A 14852-nucleotide genomic window follows, 5' to 3' on the forward strand; every position below is an offset into this window, starting at 1 on the left:
ATGCCGATGATATCTTCCACCTGATCGGGATCGGCGATATCTTCGGGAAGGTGGTCGTTGACCTCGGCATAGGTCAGGTAGCCCTGTTCCTTGCCGCGCGCGATCAACTCCTTCAGACGTGACTGCTGCTGCGCATTTCCAGCCATAGAAACCCTATCTCGACGAAGAAGAATGAAGCACCTGAAGCGCTGGATGGAGAAAACTCATGAAGCCGAACAGTATAGCGGTATATCACCCCTTGCCGCCAGTTCGACCCATTTGCTCGGTCACTCAGGTGTGTTAATTTGTCCGGTTGTGCTGTCGCGGGGCGAATCCATGCACCCTATGTGGTGATGCTGGAAAAGAATTCAACCCCACCACCAATATCCATTACTCTTGCTCGTCCGTGGCGCCGGACTCTCTTGCGTGCCCACTTGCCTAGCTCAGCTCCCCAGCTCGGCCAGGAGCGTCATGAGTCGCTGGCGCTCCTCGGGCGAAAGCCGTTCTCCCGAGCGTTGCTTTGCCAGCAGTGTATCGATCCGCTCCTGGCACGATGGCCGCCTCTGATGCCGACGGAAATGCTCGACCAGGCCATCGAGCTCCTGCGCCCTGGCGGCGCGAGGAATGAGCATCTCGCGCCTCACCAGCGCCGCCAGCCGCTGCCCCTGTTCGCTGCCATGAAAATGCGCCAGCAGCACCTGACCGCTGCGGTAGCGCCCGGCCCGCAACAGGCGCACCACCTCACGGCAGAGCAAGGCATCCGGATCCCCCTCGGGGTACCAGTCGTCCGACTCGGGCAGCCGCTCTACCAATATCGGCTCATGCACCAACAACTGTAGTATTCGCGCCACCAGCCCCAACGACACCTGGCCGGGTCGCGGGCCGGCCCCCGCTCCCTTTACGGACGAAGGCTGCGCCGGAACAAAAGCGATTTCCGCTTCGCCAGGCTCCCCCGAACCACTCTCGGACCGCGACATCAGCGCCTCGAAGCGTGATCGTTCGACACCGGTTCGTCTCGAAAGCTCATTGAGCATCAGCGATTTCAACAGCCCATCGGGCAGTTTGCCGGTAGCTGCCAGCACCTGGCTGGCATACCGCTCGCGGTCTTCGATTCGCGCCAGGTCACGCCCCCGCGCGGCCTGATCGAAAAGAAACTCCGACAGCGGGCTGGCACAGGTGATCCGATCGACAAAGGCCTCCGCACCCTCGCGCCGCACCAGGGTATCCGGGTCGTCCCCTTCGGGCAGGAACAGGAACCGGGCCTGGCGGCCGTCGATCATCAGCGGCAGGACGACTTCCAGCGCCCGGCTGGCCGCCTGGCGGCCAGCCCGATCGCCGTCGAAGCAGAACACCACCTCGTCGACCATGCGGAACAGCCGCGACAGGTGATCCTCGCTGGTCGAGGTACCCAGGGTGGCCACGGCATTGCGAATCCCGAACTGCGCCAGGGCCACCACATCCATGTAGCCTTCGACGATCACCAGCCGCTCCAGACGCGCATTGGCCTGGCGCGCCTCGAATAACCCGTAGAGCTCCCGTCCCTTGTGAAAAACCGGCGTTTCCGGTGAGTTGAGATACTTGGGCTTGGCATCGCCCAGCACTCGTCCGCCGAAGGCGATGGTTCGCCCCCGAACGTCGCGAATCGGGAACATTACCCGGTCACGGAAGCGGTCGTAGGTTCGCCCACTCTCCTCGCGGTGAACCAGCAGCCCGTACTCGATCTGAACGGCCTCGGGAATGTCACGCGCCGACAGGTGTCGCTTGAGCGACTCCCACTCGGCCGGCGCATAGCCGATCCCGAACGCCGTCTGCACCTCCGGCGAAAGGCCGCGCTCGGCCAGATAATGGCGCGCAGCCTGCCCTTCCGGCATCTTCAAGCGCTCCCGAAAGAAGCTCGCCGACAGCTCCAGCAGGTTGACACCCTCTTGACGCTTGCGCTCACGCGCCTGGGCACGCGGATCGTCGGCCCCTTCACGCGGCACTTCCAGGCCGAGCCGCGAAGCCAGCTGCTCGACCGCCTCCGGGAATGGCAGGTTGTCGTACTCCATCAGGAAGCGCAGGGCATTGCCGTGAGCGCCGCAGCCAAAACAGTGGTAGAACTGCTTGTCGGCACTGACGGTAAACGACGGCGTCTTTTCCTGATGAAACGGACAAAGCCCGGCATGGTTCCGCCCGGCCTTCTTCAACTGCACCCGCTCGCCCACTATTTCGACAACGTCGACGCGAGCCAGCAGGTCATCGATGAAACGCTGCGGTATCTGACCGGCCATGCGGGTATCGCCTCCTCCAGACTGGACAGGCGGATGAGGGGCGTGGCGGGCTCAGCGGAAAAACAAACGGCCACCCGCCGGCGGCCGCTTGGTCATCCTTCCGGACAGCCGATGCAGAGCGCGTCGACTACCCCATCGTACGGATCAATAGAGCCTTTCGAAACGCTTCCGCTCACGCTGGAGCTTCTTGGCGTGACGCTTCACCGCGGCGGCTGCCTTGCGCTTGCGCTCTGCAGTCGGCTTCTCGTAGTGCTCGCGACGGCGAACCTCGGACAGAATGCCGGCTTTTTCGCAGGAACGCTTGAAACGACGCAGCGCTACGTCAAACGGCTCATTATCACGTACTTTTACAGAAGGCATTAAGCACTCACCTACCTTAAAATGTCTTGAGTTCGGTTTGTACGCACACCCTCTCTGGACGCCTCCCGTCATCACGAAATCCCGACCGGCAGCAAGCCACCGATGCCCGGACTGCATGAGAAAGCGGAAGATCTCCTGCTGGATGCACGACCCAGTCCTACAGCGCACAGTATTCTAGACGCCAGACCGGGTCTTTGCAAACGCCTGGCGGCGAAAGGTGAGGAACAGTTGACGCCACCCATGGCACAGGCATTTTGGCTTGCCCCATACCCCCTGTCAGAGGTAGCGTTCCATTACGGATTCGTAAATAATTTTAACAATTTTTATCGCGAGTGCTGGCCAATGGCTTGTAACAGAGCGCGGGGCAGGGCCATTGCGTGGTGCCACAAATGACCATCCGCAATCTCTTGATTTTTCTGCTGACGCTGATGGGGCTGCTGATCCTGCTGAGCTCGGGCTGGGAAATCCGTGAGATCCGGGCCAAGCTGAACGCTGCCCAGTGGGTCCACCAGAGCAATCGGGTGGCAGATATTTCCCTTCGCGCGAGCGGCGTCATGGCCATGGAGCGCGGAATCACCGCCGCCATCCTTTCTCACCCGGCCCAGGCCAGTCCGGACATGCTGTACGAGATGGCCCGGCAACGCCACGATGGCGATGCACTCTATCGTTCCATCATGGCCACGGCCTCAGAACTCCCGAGCCTTTCTCAAGTCGACGACACGCATCCCTTGCGCCGCGGCCTGCAGCAACTCGCCCAGCACCACGACACCATGGAAACGGCACGCCGGCAGGTCGACCAACGTATCGCCAACGAGGCAGTAGAACTCGATGAAAGCCAGTGGATCACTCTGGCAACACGCTATGTCGAGGCCCTGTCAGAACTGCGCGACGCCACCGCCCATCCCATGCCGAACAACATCTACTCCTACACCACTAATCCGCTGATCAAGGATGCCCTGTTCAATGTCAGCGAGTATGCCGGGCGAGAACGGGCAGTCATCGGCTCGGCCATCGCCCAGCAGCGCCCCCTGAGCGAAATCGAGCGAGCGAGGCTGCAGCGCTATCGCGACATCGTCGAAGCCTCGCTTGCCCGTATCGAGACCCTGATCCAGCAACTGCCTGACATACCTGCCCTGCAACGGCCAAAGCTGAGCTGGATACCCGCTTTCTCGATGAGCATCAGGCCCTTCGACTTGCCATCTATCGAGCCGACCGTGAAGGCGCCGACTATCCGGTCAGCGCAGCCGAATGGTACCAGCAAGCCACCGCGGGCATCGGCTCGGTGCTGTCGCTTTCGGAAGTCGTCAGTGATCATTTCGAAACCAGCCTCGACAAGCTGCGTGACAGCGTCATGCTCTCGCTGGCCATGGCGGTCTTCTCCATCCTCACAGCCGTAGGCATCTTCACTTTTGCCGTCTGGTCTATCAGGCGCCGCATCCTTCATCCGCTGTTGCGCCTCGAAACATCGGTGAATCATGTCACCGAGGACTTGAAACAGCCATTGCCGGCGTTTTCCGATGATGAGATAGGCAACCTCGCGCAGGCCTTCGAGTCACTGCGTGCCAGTCTTGTCGAGGATATCGAACGACGAGAAGCGGCAGAGACAGAGCTGCGCAAACTCTCACACGCCGTCGAGCAGAGTGCCGATTCGGTCATCATCACCAATCGCCACCGGGAAATCGAGTACGTCAACAAGGCGTTCGAACAGCTGCGTGGATACCAGCGAGATGACATCATCGGCATGAATGCGCGTATCTTCAAAAGCCAGGAACGCAACTCACCCACGCTGTATCAGAGTTTGCGTGATGCCCTGGAGAAAGGCGACACTTTCCGTGCCACGCTGCTCAACCTGGACGCCAGCGGCGAGACGTATTATGAAGAGATAGCCATTTCTCCGCTGCTCGACCCGTCCGGCGAAATTACCCACTATGTCGCCAATAGCCGGGATGTCACCGAGCGCATTCATGCGGAACAGGAGCTCCAGAAGCTCAATCAGGCCATCGATCAAAGCGTCAGCTCTATCGTCATCACCGATGCCAACGGCATCACCGAATACGTCAACCCGCAGTTCACGCGCACCACCGGCTATGCCCCCGAAGAGATAAAGGGCCGGCGCATTCCCCTGCTCGAGCCCGGGCGTCTTCCTCGCAGCCAGTACCGCAACCTGCTCAGGACGCTTCAGCAAGGCAAGGTGTGGGAGGGGGAAGTGCTGAGCCGGCGCAAGGATGGAGAATCCTATTGGGAGCTGACCTCCATCAGTCCGGTGCGAAACCGCCACGGCATCATCACTCACTTCGTCGGTATCCAGTACGACATCAGCGAACGCAAGCAGATGGAGGAGCAGATAAACCAGCTGGCCTTCTACGATAGCCTGACGAACCTGCCCAACCGCGCCCTTCTGGCCCAGCGCTTCGACAAGGTGGCAAGCCAGGCCCTGCAGCGAGGCAAGCAGGTTGCCCTGCTGTCGCTCGATATCAGCCGTTTCCACCTGCTCAACGACAGCCTGGGCCATCGCGTTGGCGACAAGGTGCTGCAGGCGGTCGGGCAACGGTTGGCAGTGTGCGCCCGACAACAGGATATGGTGACTCGCTATGCGGGGGACGAATTCGTTGTCATCCTGTCCGACGCGCCGGATTCCCAGGGCATCGCCGCCGTTGCCCAGCGCATGATCGACACCGTATCTCGCCCCCTGACCATCGAATGCCATGATCTACGTATCAGCATGCATGCCGGTATCAGCGTGCTGCCCCGGGATGGCCAGGATCTCGAGGCCCTCCTTGGCAACGCCACCACGGCCCAGCATCTGGCAGCGCGGGAAGGGAAGAATACCTATCGCTTCTTCACCGAGGATCTTAACGCAGCGGCCCAGCAGCGGCTGGCTCTCGAGCAGGATCTGCGCCGCGCGCTCGAGGACAACGCCCTTGAACTGCACTACCAGCCCAAGGTGGACCTGGCCACTGGCGAGGTGGTGGGCATGGAGGCCCTGGCCCGCTGGCACCACCCCAGCGAAGGCCACATTTCGCCCATGACCTTCATCCCGATCGCGGAGGATACCGGCCTGATCCAGCCCTTGGGGGAGTGGGCCCTGCGCCAGGCCTGCCTGCAGGGTCAGGCCTGGCGGCACCAGGGGCTTGGCCGGCTGAATATGGCGGTCAACCTTTCGACCCGTCAGCTACAGCAGGTGGACCTGGCGGCCTCGGTCGGCAGGATCCTGGCCGATACCGGCTTCCCCCCCGAACTGCTGGAGCTGGAGCTGACCGAAAGTGCGGTCATGGAGCGCCCCGAGGAGACCATCAGAGTGCTGAACGAACTGAAGGCCCTCGGCGTGCAACTGGCCGTGGACGACTTCGGAACCGGCTATTCCAGCCTGGCCTACCTGCGCCGCTTCCCCTTCGATACGCTGAAGATCGACCGCAGCTTCATCACCAACATCACCACCTCCCCGGATGAGGCTTCCATCGCCCAGACCATCATCGCCATGGGGCGAGGGCTTCGCCTGCAGGTGGTGGCCGAAGGCGTGGAAACCCAGGCCCAGGCCGCCACCCTGCGCCGTCATCACTGCGACCAACTGCAGGGCTATCTGTTCAGTCGCCCGCTGCCGGCGAGGGAGCTGGAGACCCTGTTGAGAGAGCGACGACGCATGACGTTGCCCGACAGCAATTCGGCCGCCGACGACCGCTCGCTGCTGCTGATGGATACCGATGCAGACGCGATCGCCGCGCTGTGCCCCCCGCTGCAGGAGGCCGGCTACCGGCCCTTGGCGACCACGCATATCGATGAAGCCTTCGACCTGCTCGCCCTGAACGGCATTCGCGTGGTGGTCGGCGGCTTGCACCTGCCGGAGATGCCGGGCCTGGAGTTCTTCAAGCACATTCGGGCCCTCTATCCCGACGTCGCCTGTCTCGCCCTTGCCGCTCCGGAGGACACCGCCCGGGTCACCGAGTTCGTCGAGAGCGGCCTGCTCCAAGGCTGGCTGGCAAGCGACTGCCAAGGCGAGGCATTGCTCGCCCGGGTACAGGAGGCCTTCTCACTCACCGCCCTCCCCGCAGCGAGCCAGGACGCGGCTCTCGACACCAGCCCCTGAAGCCATGGCTCCGAACAGGAGCGAGCCCCCGCATCGCTCACAGGCAGAGAAGCCACACGCTGAATCGGGCGCGGGGCATGCCGAGCAGGAGGGGTTACGCCGGCTTCGGTAATGCCATGTTCGACGGCCACGGCAGCGAAGCGGGGGCTTCGGCCTCGGGCCCGTCTCGCTGTCCCAGGATGAAGGCACTCATCAGCGCGTTGAGATGTTCAGCCTGCTCACGCATGTCGGAAGCGGTAATGGAGGTCTGCTCTACCATGGCGACATTGCGCTGGGTGTTGCCATCCAGTTCACTCACGGCCTGGTTGACTTGAACGATACCGGCGCTCTGTTGGTGTGCGCCGGCGCTGATTTCGGCGATCACCCCGCTGACCCGCACGACGCTCTGGACGATAGTCTCCATCGTCTCGCCTGCACGCTGCACGATCTCCGCCCCGCGCCCGTGTTCGCCGGCTCGTGCCGCTTCCACCGAAGCATTTAGCCTCAATGTTTTGTGAGCCCAGCCGATAGTCATGTTACGCCCCCTGAGTCAACCATCCGGGCATGCGTTTCTCGGGTGCAAAGCGGCATGATATGACTGCTTGGCCCCCGGGGCAGGTGAAAACACAGGGTCATGGCCCTTCACTGCAACATGATTAGGATTCCAACAATGAAAATCGCTCTCTTGCGCAGGATGCCCGTTAGCTCCCAGATTCTGCTGCTTCTGGCCCTCCCGATGGTCGCCCTACTGGGGCTCGCCAGCGCCGAGGTGCTCAACCGCTGGAAACTCGCCAACGACATGGCCGCGCTTGACGAACTGGTCGTCCTCTCCACCCGATCCGGCGAGGTCATCCATCAACTGCAGCGTGAACGTGGAGTTTCAGCCATCCTTCTCGGCAGCGAGGGAGCGCAGGGGCGCGACACCCTGATCGAGCAGAGGAGGCTCACCGATGCGGCCAGGCAGGAGCTGAACTCGCTGCTCGCCACCTTTGAGGCTGAGCGTTTCGGTGCCGACTTCGAGGCCGAGCTCTCCGGGGCACTCGCCAGGATCAGCCGACTCGACGAAATACGTAACGCCATTGATCGAGAAGGCATCGCGGGGCTGGAAAGCAACGCCTATTTTACCGCCACCATCGGTGAGATTCTCGATACCCTCTCGGCCATTGCGAACATCAGCCCGATGCCGGCATCGCCGGCAAAGTCAATGCCTATGTGAGCTATATGCTCGGCAAGGAACGAGCCGGTCAGGAGCGCGCCACAGGCGCGGTCTCGATCGCCGCGGGACGCTTCACTCTCGCGCAGCATCAGCAGTATTTGCGGATCGTGGCCGAGCAGGACGTCTATCTGGGGCTCTTCGCCAGACAGGCGGAGGCCTCTCTCGTCGACTTGAATGAGCGTACTGTGCAGAGTCCAGAGGTGGACGAGGTCATGCGCATTCGCCGGCTCATCCTGGATGGCGGCCTCTCGGGTGAACTGGACGGGACCGACGGCTCCTACTGGTTTCAGGTCGCGACCGCGCGCATCGACCTGATGAAGGAGGTCGAGGACCTGCTCGCCGACGACCTCTTCGCCAGCGCCACCGCGCTGAAGCGTCAGGCGCAGGTGGCCTTTCTGCTCATTGCGCTCCTCAGTGGCACCGTACTGGTAGTAGCGGCCTTGCTGGCCACCCTGATCGTTCGCGGCCTGTTGCGTCAGCTCGGTGGCGAACCGGCCTATACCCAAGAGATCGTTCGCAAGATCGCGGAGGGTGATCTCAACATTGCCGTGGCGACCCGAAAAGGGGACACCGAGAGCTTACTCGCTGCCATCAAGGAGATGGTCGCAAGGCTGAAAGAGATCGTCGGCAATGTCTCGGTCGCGGCGAGCAACGTCGCCACCGGAACCGGTCAGATCGCTATCGGCAATGCCGACCTTTCCTCGCGTACCGAAGAGCAGGCCGCCTCGCTGGAGCAGACCGCCTCCAGCATGGAGGAGCTGACCACCACCGTGAAGCAGAATGCCGACAATGCCCGCCAGGCTAGCAGTCTGGCACAGGATGCCTCGACCACCGCCGAGCAGGGAGGCGAGGTCATGGAGCGAGTCATCAAGACCATGCACGGCATCTCCGACAGCTCGCGGCAAGTGGCCGATATCACTGGCCTGATCGACTCGATTGCCTTCCAGACCAATATCCTGGCCCTTAATGCCTCCGTCGAAGCCGCCCGGGCTGGCGAGCAAGGGCGCGGCTTCGCCGTGGTGGCCGGCGAGGTGCGTAGCCTGGCCAGCCGCAGTGCCGAGGCAGCCCGAGAGATCAAGGCATTGATCGAGGGATCGGCGACCCAGGTGCAAGACGGGACAATATTGGTGGAGCAGGCCGGCACCACCATGCACGAAGTGGTGACCGCCGTGAAGCGTGTCACCGATATCGTGAACGAGATCGCTGCCGCTTCCCAAGAGCAGAGCGAAGGCATCGGGCAAGTCAATCAGGCGGTGACCCAGATGGATCAGGTGACCCAGCAGAACGCCGCCCTGGTACAGGAAGCATCGGCAGCCGCGGCATCGCTGGAAGAGCAGGCCCAGCGCCTGGAGCGGGCAATGGTCTTCTTCAAGCTGGACCAGCACCAGGGAGCCGGGCAACCGACGGCACCGTCATCCCCTGGTCCCCACGCGTTAGCCTCCTTGCCCGGTACGCCGACACCGAGTACCAAGGCCGCCCCCGCGACACATTCACGGCAGGTCAACGAGGCCGAGTGGGAGTCGTTCTGAGCAACCGGGCAATTACCCCGAGATCCATGGATTTAGGGAAACGCTGCATAAATCTCGCCGGCGCTGCCTCGTGGCCACCGGCGAGGTAGAATCTGACCTGCCCTACACCCGCTGACAGAGCCACTTCGATGAAGCAGATCTCGTTCGCCCAGGCTGAGCACCAGAACAAGAAGAAGGTTACCCGCCGCGAGCGGTTCCTGGCACAGGTGGATGTCCTGGTGCCGTAGCAACGGCTGATCGAGGCGCTGTCGCCGTCCTACTTCCTGAACTCGGCAGGCAAGCGTGGGCGTCCTCCCATCGGTCTGGAACGCATGCTGCGGATCTACTTCCTTCAGCAGTGGTATGCCCTTGCTGATGAAGCGCTGGAGGATGCCATCTACGACAGCCAGGCCATGCGCGACTTCATCGGTATCGATCTGGCCATCGAGAGCGTGCCCGATGCCACCACGCTGCTGCGTTTCCGCCACCTGCTGGAAAAGCATGCCCTGACCCAACGGATCTTCGAGGAAATCAACGCCAGCCTGGCCGAGCAGGGCCTGTTCATGCGCGAGGGCACCATCGTCGACGCCACCATCGTGGCGGCCGCCCCCTCCACCAAGAACAAGGCCAAGCAGCGCGATCCGGAGATGAAGCAGACCAAGAAAGGCAAATCAGTGGTTCTTCGGACTGAAGGCCCACATTGGCGTCGATGCCGTGACCGGACTGGCCCATAGTGTCGCCACCACCTCGGCCAACGTTGCCGATGTCACCATGACAAGCCACCTGGTCCGAGATGACGACACGCGGGTATACGGCGACGCGGGTTACACCGGCATGTGGAACTACCTGAACGAAGAGAAGGATGCCCCGGATTCCCGGTGCTGTGTCGCCGCCAAGCGTGGCTCTATCAAAGCGATGGAGGACAGCCCGATGAAAACGCTGCTGCTGGAATACGAGAAGAACAAGGCCAGCATCCGTGTCAAGGTCGAGCATCCGTTTCATGTCATCAAGAACCTCTTCGGCTACCGGAAGGTTCGCTACAAGGGGCTGGCCAAGAACCAAGCGCAGCTGTTCAGCTTATTCGGTCTGGCCAACCTGGTGCTGGCTCAGCAATGCGAAGGCCGAGTTGACGGGGCCAGTGCGTCTTGAGTTTTGCCTGGTAGCCGGATAGGCCGGCTGCCAGGGAAAATAGGCCACCTGAGGTGGTCAGGAATCGACCGCTGAGGCTCGAATTTACTGCGCTGAGCGCATCAGCTGCTCAGCGACGAATTGTTCAACGGTTCCTTAGGTTAATTCCGGCTTATCTTCATCGAGGCAGCGCTGTTCAGCTGCGAGTGAGGCTCAGGTTATTGCTTAAACTCAAGCACTTTCTGTCTTGCCAGTGGGGTCCACTTCAGCCTTCGGGCGAACACTTAACCACAGCCCAGCTGGGATCAGTTTGGTAGAATCCCGGCTAACACTCCTCACGAGCCCACCCCATGCTAGTACTCGGCATCGAAACCTCCTGCGACGAGACCGGCGTCGCGCTCTACGACACCGAACGCGGCCTGGTGGCCGACGCGCTCTACAGCCAGGTTGCCATGCACGCCGAATACGGTGGCGTGGTGCCCGAGCTTGCCTCGCGGGACCACACCCGTCGGCTGCTGCCGTTGATACAGCAGGTGCTCGACGAGGCCGGCGTCACACGCACCGAGCTGGATGCCATTGCCTATACCGCGGGTCCGGGACTGGTCGGCGCCCTGATGGTGGGCGCCAGCACCGCCCATGGCATGGCACGTGCACTGGGCATTCCGGTACTGGGGGTCCATCACATGGAGGGGCACCTGCTGGCGCCCATGCTGGAAACCTCGCCGCCGGACTTTCCCTTCGTGGCCCTGCTGGTGTCGGGTGGCCACACCCAACTGGTCGAGGTCCAGGGGCTGGGCAATTATCGGCTGCTGGGCGAATCGGTGGACGACGCCGCCGGCGAGGCCTTCGACAAGGCGGCCAAGATGCTGGGGCTTGCCTATCCCGGCGGCCCACAGGTGGCGAAGCTCGCCGAACTGGGCGACCCCGGTCGCTTTCGCTTCCCGCGCCCCATGACCGACCGCCCGGGGCTCGATTTCAGCTTTTCGGGGCTCAAGACCCATACCCTGACCACCCTGAAGCGGCTGGAGCAGGATGGCGCGCTGGACGACCAGGCCCGCGCCGACGTGGCACGCGCCTTCGAGGAGGCGGTGGTGGATACGCTGGTGATCAAGTGCCGCCGTGCGCTGGATGCCACCGACCTCAAGCGGCTGGTGATGGCGGGGGGCGTCAGTGCCAATGTGCGCCTGCGGGAACGGCTGGAACGGGAGACCGACAAGCGCAGCGCCCAGGCCTATTACCCGCGCGGCCGCTTCTGTACCGATAACGGTGCCATGATCGCCTATGTGGCGCTCAGCGGCTATTGGCAGGGGAAAGTGATGAGACCGGCATCATGAAGGCGGTACCACGCTGGCCGATGGATACCCTCCGGGCACCGACCGGCAACTGATGACTGGCGACATTCTCTCTCCAGCTGCTCCGAAGGCCTGCCCTGGCCGCGGCGTGCCCTGGCGACCTGTAGGCTTCTAGAACCGCTGCTCGTCGCCGCGCCTAAGGCGTCGGATATTCAGCATATGCCGTGCCAGCACCAGTACGGTAAAGGCCATCACCACGATGACATAGTCCGGCGCCAGCCAGACGCTGACCAGTGGCGCCAGGCCGGCACTGGCTAGAGAGGCCACCGCAGCGGTGCGCACGCGCCAGGCCAGGACTACCCAGAGCAGGGCACAACACAACGCCACCCAGGGCGTCAGGACAAGCATGACGCCAAAGGCACTGGCGACGGCCTTGCCGCCGCGAAAACGGTGCCAGGGTGGGTAGCTGTGACCCAGCAGCACCGCCAGGCCGACCATGCCTGGGCCAGGGCGGCAGCCCAAGCCAGAGGGACAGCCAGAGCACCGGCATGCCCTTGGAGGCGTCCAGCAGCAACGTCGCCAGTGCCAGCCGGCGGCCATGCAACCGCAGCACATTGGAGAATCCCGGGTTACGGGAGCCTCCCAGCCGCGGGTCCTCCACGCCCGCCATTCGGCACACGCTCAGGCACCCAGCCAGGAACCGCTGAGATAACCCAACCCCAGCAGCAGCGGCAGCCATTCGACCGATGTCACCTGTACTTGTCTTTTTCCATACTCATGACCGGATTCTGCCACCCCCGACACCGTTTAGACAGGGCAGCGCCTGTCATCCCCCCGGCGGCTCACGTACAATCGAGCGCCAAATCGGATGCCCAACGCATCTTCCGCCGACGGGGAGGCACCATGGACCGTGTACTGATCGAGTCGCTCGCTGTGGAGACCGTGATCGGCGTCTATGACTGGGAGCGCGCCATCACCCAGCGGCTGCTGCTCGACCTGGAGATGGCCACCGACATTCGCCCCGCTGCCGCCGGTGACGATATTTCGCTCACCCTCGACTATGCCGCCATCAGCCAGCGGATCGCCCGCTTCGCCGGCGACCACGATTTCGCCCTGGTGGAAACCTTCAGTGAGCGGCTCGCGGCGACACTGCGTGACGAGTTCGCCATTCCCTGGCTGCGACTCACGGTACGCAAACCTGGTGCCGTACCCGCCGCCGCCGCAGTCGGCGTTCGCATCGAGCGCGGCACCCGACCTGAGGAGACGTGATGGCCTGATCAGTGCCAGCATCGGCAGCAACATCGATCGTGAGACTCACGTTCGCATCTGTCTGGATGCCTTGGCGGGTACCTTCGCCAGCCTGGCGGTCTCCCGTGTCTTCGAAAGCGAGCCGGTGGGCTTCGAGGATGGGCGCAACTTCTTCAATCTTGTCGTCGCCTTCGAGAGCGACTGGTCGGTCGGGGAGCTTCAGGCCTGGTGCAAGCGCCTGGAGTTCGCCAATGGCCGGCGCAAGGAGAGCCCCAAGTTCAGCCCTCGAACCCTGGACATCGACCTGCTGACGGTGGGGGACCTGATCGGAGAGCATGACGGGGTCGCGCTACCGCGGGGAGAAATACTTCATCACGCCTTCGTGCTGAAGCCGTTGGCCGAACTGCTGCCCGAGGCGCGCCACCCTCGCGATGGTCGTACCTACGGCGAGCTCTGGGCCAGTTTCGATGCCCCCGACCAGCGCCTGTGGCCTGTCGGATTTAGTTGGCAAGCACAGGCAGTTAGGTAAACTTGGGTAATGCTCCGTAAAGGAGCCCCAATGAACAAGAAAAGGAACCAGAATGTCTGCCAAATTCCGCCTTGTGACACGCAGCGACTTCGACGGCCTGGTATGCGGTGCCCTGCTCAAGCATCTCGACCTGATCGATGACATCCTCTTCGTGCATCCCAAGGACATGCAGGATGGCAAGATCGAAATCAGCGAACGGGACATCACCACCAACCTGCCCTATGTGCCCGGCTGCCACCTGGCCTTCGATCATCACCTGAGCGAGACGCTGCGCAACGAGCAGCGGGCGGAAAACCACGTCATCGATCCCGACGCCCCTTCGGCCGCTCGGGTTCTCTGGCGCCACTATGGCGGTCACGATGCCTTTCCCGCCCGTTGGGACGACATGATGGACGCCGTGGACAAGGGCGACTCGGCCCAGTTCAATCGCGAGGAGGTGCTGGATCCGCAAGGCTGGGTGCTGCTGAACTTCATCATGGATGCACGGACCGGGCTCGGGCGCTTCCGCGACTTCCGCATCTCGAACTACCAGTTGATGATGAAGCTGATCGACTACTGCCGGGAGCACAGTATCGAGCAGATTCTCGACCTGCCGGACGTACAGGAGCGCATCGAGCTCTATCGGGAACACAGCGACAAGGCCCGGGATCAGATCCAGCGCTGCGCCGAGGTTCACGGCAACCTGGTGGTCCTCGACCTGCGTGACGAAGAGACCATCTATGCCACCAACCGCTTCGTCATCTACGCCCTCTATCCGGACTGCAATATCTCCATTCACGTCATGTGGGGGCTGAAGCGGCAGAACACCGTATTTGCAATCGGCAAGTCAATCCTCGACCGCTCCAGCCGCACCAACGTTGGCGAGCTCTGCCTGGCCTACGGTGGCGGCGGACACTACAATGCCGGTACCTGCCAGGTCGCCAATGAGGAAGCCGATGCACGGCTGCGGGATATCATCGCCCGTATCCGTAGCGACGGCTGAAACGAGAGCAGCATCAGGATTTCGAGCGCTCCTCCAGCACCTGCTCGATTATGGCCCGGCGTCGCCGGGCCAGCTCCTGGCCCAGCGCGCCACCCTTGAAGCCCTCTTCGACCAGGGTTCTGGGCGAAAGCTGGGCGACAGCTCGCCAGACGCACCCGAGCCTGTCGGCAAGCCTCGGGGCCTCCAGCTCGACCAGCGCGAGCARCGGTGGSACCCGTTCACTGCGTCGCCAGGCGTCGATGCCATCCAGCCACTCATGCACCGCCGCCGCGCCGGG

General features: G+C 62.7%; 9 protein-coding genes and 6 pseudogenes. 9 read left to right on the forward strand and 6 right to left on the reverse strand.

The features are described 5' to 3' along the window. From Q427_RS29945 to rpsU, 3 genes are all read right to left on the reverse strand, one after another. Positions 1 to 146 (reverse strand): RNA polymerase sigma factor region1.1 domain-containing protein (locus Q427_RS29945; RefSeq protein ID WP_155833501.1); only part of this gene is annotated, 146 nt, incomplete at its 3' end. A 276-nt stretch (positions 147 to 422) separates the two neighbouring features. Next, entirely contained in the window at positions 423 to 2249 is a 1827-nt protein-coding gene (gene dnaG, locus Q427_RS09210; protein ID WP_043513206.1) for a DNA primase, read from the reverse strand. A 144-nt stretch (positions 2250 to 2393) separates the two neighbouring features. After that, on the reverse strand, positions 2394 to 2609 hold the full coding sequence (rpsU, locus tag Q427_RS09215) for a 30S ribosomal protein S21 (protein WP_010629611.1): 216 nt from the start codon (positions 2607 to 2609) through the stop codon (positions 2394 to 2396). Between the two features lie 389 nt (positions 2610 to 2998). On the opposite strand from rpsU, the gene Q427_RS09220 reads away from it, so the two are divergent. Then, the gene (locus Q427_RS09220) at positions 2999 to 4006 is read left to right on the forward strand and encodes a nitrate- and nitrite sensing domain-containing protein (protein ID WP_043513209.1); all 1008 of its coding nucleotides are present in this window, start codon (positions 2999 to 3001) and stop codon (positions 4004 to 4006) included. Further along, positions 3892 to 6693, forward strand: a complete 2802-nt coding sequence (locus Q427_RS09225) for an EAL domain-containing protein (RefSeq protein WP_155833502.1) — start codon at positions 3892 to 3894, stop codon at positions 6691 to 6693. Before Q427_RS09220 ends, Q427_RS09225 begins: the two co-directional genes overlap by 115 nt. 94 nt (positions 6694 to 6787) lie before the next feature. On the opposite strand, the gene Q427_RS09230 is transcribed toward Q427_RS09225, so the two are convergent. Beyond that, the gene (locus tag Q427_RS09230; RefSeq protein WP_081785908.1) at positions 6788 to 7207 is read right to left on the reverse strand and encodes a methyl-accepting chemotaxis protein; all 420 of its coding nucleotides are present in this window, start codon (positions 7205 to 7207) and stop codon (positions 6788 to 6790) included. A 264-nt stretch (positions 7208 to 7471) separates the two neighbouring features. On the opposite strand from Q427_RS09230, the pseudogene Q427_RS33690 reads away from it, so the two are divergent. From Q427_RS33690 to tsaD, 4 pseudogenes are all read left to right on the forward strand, one after another. Beyond that, a pseudogene (locus tag Q427_RS33690) lies at positions 7472 to 8178 on the forward strand (nitrate- and nitrite sensing domain-containing protein); the annotation flags it as partial. A 372-nt stretch (positions 8179 to 8550) separates the two neighbouring features. After that, positions 8551 to 9417, forward strand: a pseudogene (locus Q427_RS33695) (methyl-accepting chemotaxis protein); the annotation flags it as partial. Positions 9418 to 9545: 128 nt separating this feature from the next. Continuing rightward, positions 9546 to 10545 (forward strand): annotated as a pseudogene (locus Q427_RS09245) (IS5 family transposase). 329 nt (positions 10546 to 10874) lie between these two features. Then, positions 10875 to 11911: pseudogene (gene tsaD / locus Q427_RS09250) on the forward strand (tRNA (adenosine(37)-N6)-threonylcarbamoyltransferase complex transferase subunit TsaD). Between the two features lie 76 nt (positions 11912 to 11987). Here tsaD and plsY read toward each other — a convergent pair. Then, a pseudogene (gene plsY / locus Q427_RS09255) lies at positions 11988 to 12545 on the reverse strand (glycerol-3-phosphate 1-O-acyltransferase PlsY). Positions 12546 to 12719: 174 nt separating this feature from the next. Between plsY and folB the strand changes: the two are divergent. From folB to Q427_RS09270, 3 genes are read left to right on the forward strand one after another with little or no spacing between them, the layout of a single operon-like run. Next, the gene (gene folB / locus Q427_RS09260; protein ID WP_043513216.1) at positions 12720 to 13085 is read left to right on the forward strand and encodes a dihydroneopterin aldolase; all 366 of its coding nucleotides are present in this window, start codon (positions 12720 to 12722) and stop codon (positions 13083 to 13085) included. A gap of 4 nt (positions 13086 to 13089) precedes the next feature. Beyond that, a complete protein-coding gene (gene folK, locus Q427_RS09265) occupies positions 13090 to 13593 on the forward strand; it encodes a 2-amino-4-hydroxy-6-hydroxymethyldihydropteridine diphosphokinase (RefSeq protein ID WP_043513225.1) in 504 nt (167 codons plus the stop codon). A 52-nt stretch (positions 13594 to 13645) separates the two neighbouring features. After that, complete coding sequence (locus Q427_RS09270; protein WP_043513217.1) at positions 13646 to 14575, forward strand: exopolyphosphatase; 930 nt, start codon at positions 13646 to 13648, stop codon at positions 14573 to 14575. 13 nt (positions 14576 to 14588) lie between these two features. On the opposite strand, the pseudogene Q427_RS32115 reads toward Q427_RS09270, so the two are convergent. Beyond that, a pseudogene (locus tag Q427_RS32115) lies at positions 14589 to 14852 on the reverse strand (polynucleotide adenylyltransferase); the annotation flags it as partial.

Source organism: Halomonas sp. BC04, assembly GCF_000568385.1.

What these genes read in the sequence shown, in the direction of transcription:
- dnaG (WP_043513206.1), bottom strand. Translation starts at nt 2,249, where the DNA reads ATGGCCGGTCAGATACCGCAGCGTTTCATCGATGACCTGCTGGCTCGC.
- rpsU (WP_010629611.1), bottom strand. Translation starts at nt 2,609, where the DNA reads ATGCCTTCTGTAAAAGTACGTGATAATGAGCCGTTTGACGTAGCGCTG.
- Q427_RS09220 (WP_043513209.1), top strand. Translation starts at nt 2,999, where the DNA reads ATGACCATCCGCAATCTCTTGATTTTTCTGCTGACGCTGATGGGGCTG.
- Q427_RS09230 (WP_081785908.1), bottom strand. Translation starts at nt 7,207, where the DNA reads ATGACTATCGGCTGGGCTCACAAAACATTGAGGCTAAATGCTTCGGTG.
- folB (WP_043513216.1), top strand. Translation starts at nt 12,720, where the DNA reads ATGGACCGTGTACTGATCGAGTCGCTCGCTGTGGAGACCGTGATCGGC.
- Q427_RS09270 (WP_043513217.1), top strand. Translation starts at nt 13,646, where the DNA reads ATGTCTGCCAAATTCCGCCTTGTGACACGCAGCGACTTCGACGGCCTG.